Source organism: Parabacteroides sp. AF21-43, assembly GCF_003635435.1.
In the GTDB taxonomy this organism is placed as follows: Bacteria; Bacteroidota; Bacteroidia; order Bacteroidales; family Tannerellaceae; genus Parabacteroides; species Parabacteroides distasonis.
The window spans coordinates 4,842-10,870 of sequence record NZ_QTMG01000050.1; the positions used below are offsets into that span (position 1 = coordinate 4,842).

Below are 6,029 nucleotides of genomic sequence, written 5' to 3' on the forward strand. Positions count from 1 at the left end.
AGCAACCGAGAAACTGAAATACCGTATCGCAGTGAAAATGACGGCAGCCGACTACTTCCGCCTGCTGACACGATCGCATGAGGCGGGCGTATCACCAAGCGAGTACATGAGGGAATGTTTCCGTAACGGTCATGTGAAAGAACGGCTGTCGGAGGAACATGCCGGATACATCCGCCAACTCTGCGGCATGGCTAACAATCTCAACCAGCTTGCGCGTAAGGCAAACGCCGGAGGCTTCCACGATGAACGGTGGGACTGCAAGGTGGCAGTGGCAAGGATTCATGAACTTATAACCAAGATAGGGATATGATGGCGAAAATCGTAAAAGGAAGCGACTTCAAGGGTGCGGTGGATTACATCATCGACAAGAAGAAGGATACGCAGATAGTAGCAAGCGAAGGCTTGTTTATGGAAAATCTGGAAACTATCGCCATGAGTTTCAATGCCCAGTCACGGATGAACGATAAGGTGACAAAACCTGTCGGACATATCGCGTTGAGTTTTTCCAAAGAGGATGAGTTACGGCTGACGAACCGTATCATGGCAGGCATCGCGCTTGAATATATGGAACGGATGGGAATCAAGAATACGCAGTTCTTCATCGCCCAGCATTTCGACAAGGAGCATCCGCACGTGCATATTGCTTTCAACCGCATAGACAACAACGGCAATACCATATCGGACAGGCACGAGCGTCTGCGCAGTACCCGCATCTGCAAGGAATTGACCTTGAAATACGGCTTGCATATGGCTGGCGGAAAGGACAATGTCAAACGCAACCGCCTGAAAGAGCCAGACAGGACGAAATATGCGCTTTACGACATCATCAAAATGGAAGTCGGCAGATGCGGCAACTGGAACGTGCTTATCGCCAACCTGAAACGGCAGGGAGTGGAAGTACATTTCAAGCATAAGGGGCAGACCAGCGAGGTGCAGGGTGTTGTATTCTCCATGAATGGCTACCATTTCAACGGCTCCAAAGTGGACAGGCGTTTCAGTTATTCCAAGATTGACGCGGCTTTGCAGCACAACAGATGCAGGGAACGTATGGGAATAACAGCCGGAATATATGAAACGGCTACACCAAGCGCACCGTCCGGCACGGCACAAAGCGAGTTGTTCAACGGCTCTTGGGGATTGCTAAAAAGCAGTGGCTCATCTTATAACGCTGCTGATGCGGAAGCCAATCAGGAAATGGTGGATATACTTCGCAGAAGGAAGAAAGTTAAGCGCAAGAGAGGTGTTGGGTTCTAATATTCTGTACTAATCCAATTCTCACGACACTTGCGCTCTATATTCATTCGGAGTGTAACCTACCTCTTTCTTGAACAGTCGGGTAAAATGTTGCGGGTACTGAAAACCGAGATTATAGGCGATTTCATTAACGGTGTCGTCTGTAGATGCAAGTTCCGTCTTGGCTATTTCAATAGACTTGTCATGAATGAAATGCAGGGCGGTTGAACCTGTTTCTTTTTTCAATAAATCACTGAAATAGTTGGGCGAGAGGCAGAGCTTGTCTGCACAATACTGTACAGTGGGCAAGCCTATCCGTTTAGCAGCCCCATCATGGAAGTATTCGTCAAGCAACCGCTCAAATCTTGCGAGGATGTCTCGGTTTTGGTTGTCGCGTGTGATGAACTGACGGTCATAGAAACGTGTGCAGTAATCAAGGAACGTCTTGATGCTGTCTGTGATGAGGTTCTTGCTGTGACGGTGTATCGGATGGTTCAATTCATATTGAATCTTGTGGAAGCAATCCATGATGATTTGCCGTTCTTCCACACTAAGGTGCAATGCCTCGTTTGTCTCGTAGGAAAAGAACGAATATTCACGCATTATCCGCCCGAGAGGTGTATTCCGCAGCAGGTCGGGATGGAACATAAGCAGGTAGCCATCTGGTTGGAACTGCATGCCGTCATCTTCCGCACCGAACACCTGTCCGGGCGCGATAAATATCAGTGTGCATAATTATTCCTAAGTCTGTGAAACCGGAACGCATGAAGCAGAATCTCGACATATTAGACTTCACCCTGTCGGCCGACGACATGGCACGGATAAAGACGCTGGATACCGACAAGCCTTTCTTACTCGGCTCGCACGAAGATCCAGAAATCGTAAAATGGTTCATGCAGTACAAAAACGCCTGAACATCAACAACCATATTTCGATAGCCGCTATCGACTATATTAAGAAGTTATTCGTATATGCCTTTATTGTAATCCGTCATGTACTGAGTAAATGTTTTGCCTGTTTGCTGTTTGAAGAAGCGCATGAGATGGCTCGGATCAGAGAAATTGAAATCATCCGCCATTTCACTGACAGTGCGGTTGGAGAATAGCAATTCGTTCTTCAGTTCCTCAAGCAGACGTTGTTTTATCAAATGGGTAGCTGATACTCCGAATTGGGCTTTTACTGAGTTATTGAGTGTGATGCGACTGACATGAAGCATGTCTGCATATTCCTGCACCCGCTGGTGGGTGCGGATATTCTGTTCCAACAAGTCCTTGAACCGAAAAGCGAAATTGTTTTTAGCAATTTCAGCGGGCAAGCAATAGGCGGCAGCGTATGTACGATTGATAATCAGCAAAAGATAATATAGTAAGGAAACAATGATATTGTACGTATCGGACACTGGATTCATCAGCTCATACTTAATCTTTCCGAGCAGCCGCATATATTCCTTCATTTCGTCATGTGTGGCATTGATGTAAGGCGGCGTATCTGTCTGGTAACAATACAAAAGGCGAAAAACGAAGAACTTGTCGGCGATAAAAGTACGCATGAAATCTTCGCGGAATATAAGGAACGTGTAATCCAACGCCGTCTCATCTACATGCCACTCTTGTTGCTGATGGGGTGAAAGCAGGAGAACCATGCCGTCGCGCAGTTCAATCTTGCGGAAGTTCAGTAGCAAATATCCGTTTGCCTTACGGAAAAAGTAGAAGCTGAAGAAGTCTGTCTTAAACCGCTTGTTTTCTGTCAGCACAAGTCCGATGTCCTTGTTTATGGCAGTATTGATGTAAAAATCCACGCCGCAGCGTGTCTTGTTGAACGGTACGCTGACCAGTCGATCAGGGTTGATTATCTCGTCCATATCCTTGTCGTTTTTGCAAAGATAATAATTTCATTTATCAAAATGGCATAATTACCGTTTTTTCAGGCATAGATGTTTCGCCGGATTCTTCCGAACTTTGCACCCGTAATCAATAACAAGACATATAGTCATGAAAAAGACATCTACAGTACAATTGGTGCGCAATGCCACCTTGAAAATCAGGTATGCGGGACACACCATGCTAATTGACCCCGTTTTAGCCGACAAAGGCACTTTGATATCGGCCCTCGGTGTGAATAAAACACCGAGGGTACACCTCACCATTCCTATTCAGGATATTATCGGAGGCGTGGACATGGTGCTCCTGACCCACAATCACATCGACCATTACGAGCCGAGTGTCCCCACACATTTGCCCAAAGAAATTCCTTTCTACGTTCAGCCCCAGGACGCGGACGCCATCAGAAACGACGGATTTACAAATGTGATACCCATCGAAGAAATAAAAACAATAGACGGCATATCCATTTACCGCACGACCGGACATCATGGTTTCGGGCAGATCGGGCAGATGATGGGACCTGTATCAGGTTATGTGCTAAAAGCCGAGGGCTTCCCGACCGTTTATATAATGGGTGACTGCCGATGGGAAGCATGTATCCGAGACACCGTGGAACGGTTCAATCCTGACTATATCGTGGTAAACTCCGGAGGTGCAATCTTTCCCGAATTTTCCAAAACGGACGGTCCTATCATCCCCGACGAGAACGAAGTGATGCAGATACTTGACGAATTGCCTTCGCATATCAAGCTGATAGCCGTACACATGGATGCCATCGACCATTGCCAGACCACCCGTGCAATTCTGCGCAATGAGGCAACGCATCACGAAGCCGACATGAGCCGGCTGATTATCCCGGAGGACGGAGAAACAGTTGTGTTATGAGTGTCTGCATTAAATCCCTGATAAAAAACATGAACATAGTGGTAGGGTGCACTATAGGATGCCCTTACTGCTATGCCCGTAACAACTGCCGCCGTTTCCACATTACCGACGACTTTTCCGTGCCTGAATACATGGAACGAAAACTGCGCATCATCGATACGTCCCGTCCTCATGTGTGGCTCATGACAGGAATGAGCGATTTCTCCGATTGGAAGCCTGAATGGAACGCAGAAATTTTCGAGCGGATCAGCAGCAATCCCCAGCACGCCTATATCTTTCTGACGAAGCGCCCTGACAAAATCAGTTTCTCCTCTGACGACGAGAACGTATGGATGGGCGTGACCGTTACGCGCAGTTCCGAGAAAAGGAGGATTGATGATTTGAAAAAGAATATCAAAGCACGACACTACCATGTCACGTTTGAACCTCTCTTCGATGATATCGGCGAGATTGATTTCGAGGGAATTGACTGGATTGTCATAGGCACAGAGACCGGAAACCGAAAAGGAAAGTCATATTCGCGCCCCGAATGGGTGCTTAGCATTGCAGAACAGGCAAAGGCTCATGGCATACCGGTGTTCATGAAAGAGGATTTGCTGCCGATTATGGGCGACGAAAGAATGATTCAGGAATTGCCGGAACAATTTACCAGACGAATACAATGAATATGGATACAATAAAGGAAATAGATGTAAAGAGTGTAATGACCAAATCCTCTCTGCCGGTGGGAGGATATTCGGTCAACCCTTATGTAGGGTGTCCCCACGCCTGCAGGTATTGCTACGCATCGTTCATGAAACGGTTCACCGGGCACACCGAGCCGTGGGGTACGTTTTTAGATGTAAAAAACTGGAAGCCGATAACGAATCCTCATAAATACGACGGTGAACGTGTTGTAATAGGGTCTGTGACGGACGGTTACAATCCGTATGAAGAAGAATTCCACCGTACCCGAAGGCTGCTCGAAGAGCTGCGAGGAAGCGATGCCGAGATTATGATATGCACAAAGTCCGATCTTGTCCTTCGCGATCTCGACCTGTTGAAGAGTTTTCCCAAAGTGACTGTGTCATGGTCTGTCAATACGCTCGACGAGCAGTTCTGCGCAGATATGGACAACGCCGTAAGCATTGAACGCCGTCTGAAAGCGATGCGTCAGACATACGAGGCAGGTATCCGCACCGTATGCTTCGTCTCGCCCATATTCCCCAGAATAACAGACGTAAAGGCAATAATAGAGGAGGTAAAAGATTATGCTGATTTAATCTGGCTTGAAAACCTGAATTTACGCGGGCAGTTCAAAGGCGGGATAATGACGTATATCCGTGAGAAGTATCCTGACCTCATACCGCTTTACGAGGAAATTTACAATAAAAAAAGGCTTGAATACTGGCAGGCATTGGAGCAGGACATTTCAAATTACGCCAAGGAGCAGGGCTTCCCGTATCGTATAAACGATCTGCCATACGGACGCTCGGAAAAAGGCAAACCTGTCATCGTAAACTACTTCTACCACGAAAAAATACGATTGACAAAATGAGGCTATGCCGGACTGATGCAGAAAAGTTGTAGCGCGGATAAAAGCACCATGTATGTGGATAATATCCGGCAATCTTCCGAGCGTATGCGGGAGATGCTCAACACGCTGCTGGATTTCTTCCGTCTGGACAACGGCAAGGAGCAACCCAACCTTTCCCCTTGCAGGATTTCCGCAATCACGCATATTCTTGAAACGGAGTTCATGCCCATTGCCATGAACAAGGGGCTGACTTTGATAGTGGAGAGCCACACCGATGCGGTGGTTTTGACCGACAAGGAACGTATCCTGCAAATCGGCAACAACTTGTTGTCAAACGCCATCAAGTTCACGGATAACGGTAGTGTATCATTGGCAGCGGATTATGATAACGGTTTGCTGAAACTTATCGTTGAAGATACCGGTACGGGCATGACCGAAGATGAGCAACAACGAGTATTCGGTGCATTTGAACGTCTTTCAAATGCCGCCGCAAAAGACGGCTTCGGATTAGG

General features: G+C 47.2%; 8 protein-coding genes and 1 pseudogene. 7 read left to right on the plus strand and 2 right to left on the minus strand.

Annotated features, from left to right (window positions below):
- Nucleotides 1-310, plus strand: a 310-nt coding sequence (locus DWX84_RS20855) for a MobC family plasmid mobilization relaxosome protein (RefSeq protein ID WP_117682280.1), incomplete at its 5' end; no start/stop codon positions are given.
- Nucleotides 307-1,254, plus strand: coding sequence for a relaxase/mobilization nuclease domain-containing protein (locus DWX84_RS20860; protein ID WP_004329305.1), 948 nt, complete (start codon nucleotides 307-309; stop codon nucleotides 1,252-1,254). The genes DWX84_RS20855 and DWX84_RS20860, both read left to right, overlap by 4 nt.
- 21 nt (nucleotides 1,255-1,275) lie before the next feature.
- Here the strand turns inward: DWX84_RS20860 and DWX84_RS20865 are convergent, their stop codons facing one another.
- On the minus strand, nucleotides 1,276-1,935 hold the full coding sequence (locus DWX84_RS20865) for an AraC family transcriptional regulator (RefSeq protein WP_004329304.1): 660 nt from the start codon (nucleotides 1,933-1,935) through the stop codon (nucleotides 1,276-1,278).
- Between the two features lie 23 nt (nucleotides 1,936-1,958).
- On the opposite strand from DWX84_RS20865, the gene DWX84_RS20870 reads away from it, so the two are divergent.
- Nucleotides 1,959-2,147, plus strand: coding sequence for a hypothetical protein (locus DWX84_RS20870; RefSeq protein WP_005775886.1), 189 nt, complete (start codon nucleotides 1,959-1,961; stop codon nucleotides 2,145-2,147).
- A gap of 47 nt (nucleotides 2,148-2,194) precedes the next feature.
- Here DWX84_RS20870 and DWX84_RS20875 read toward each other — a convergent pair whose 3' ends face one another.
- Nucleotides 2,195-3,094, minus strand: coding sequence for an AraC family transcriptional regulator (locus DWX84_RS20875; protein ID WP_004329302.1), 900 nt, complete (start codon nucleotides 3,092-3,094; stop codon nucleotides 2,195-2,197).
- 130 nt (nucleotides 3,095-3,224) lie between these two features.
- Here DWX84_RS20875 and DWX84_RS20880 point away from each other — a divergent pair, with 130 nt between their 5' ends.
- From DWX84_RS20880 to DWX84_RS20895, 4 genes and pseudogenes are all read left to right on the plus strand, one after another.
- The gene (locus tag DWX84_RS20880; RefSeq protein ID WP_004329300.1) at nucleotides 3,225-4,001 is read left to right on the plus strand and encodes an MBL fold metallo-hydrolase; all 777 of its coding nucleotides are present in this window, start codon (nucleotides 3,225-3,227) and stop codon (nucleotides 3,999-4,001) included.
- Nucleotides 3,998-4,666: a radical SAM mobile pair protein A gene (locus tag DWX84_RS20885; protein WP_004329299.1), complete on the plus strand. Its 669-nt coding sequence runs from the start codon at nucleotides 3,998-4,000 to the stop codon at nucleotides 4,664-4,666. Before DWX84_RS20880 ends, DWX84_RS20885 begins: the two co-directional genes overlap by 4 nt.
- Nucleotides 4,663-5,538: a radical SAM mobile pair protein B gene (locus tag DWX84_RS20890; RefSeq protein ID WP_004329298.1), complete on the plus strand. Its 876-nt coding sequence runs from the start codon at nucleotides 4,663-4,665 to the stop codon at nucleotides 5,536-5,538. The genes DWX84_RS20885 and DWX84_RS20890 overlap by 4 nt, the downstream gene beginning before the upstream one ends.
- Nucleotides 5,539-6,029: pseudogene (locus DWX84_RS20895) on the plus strand (sensor histidine kinase); the annotation flags it as partial.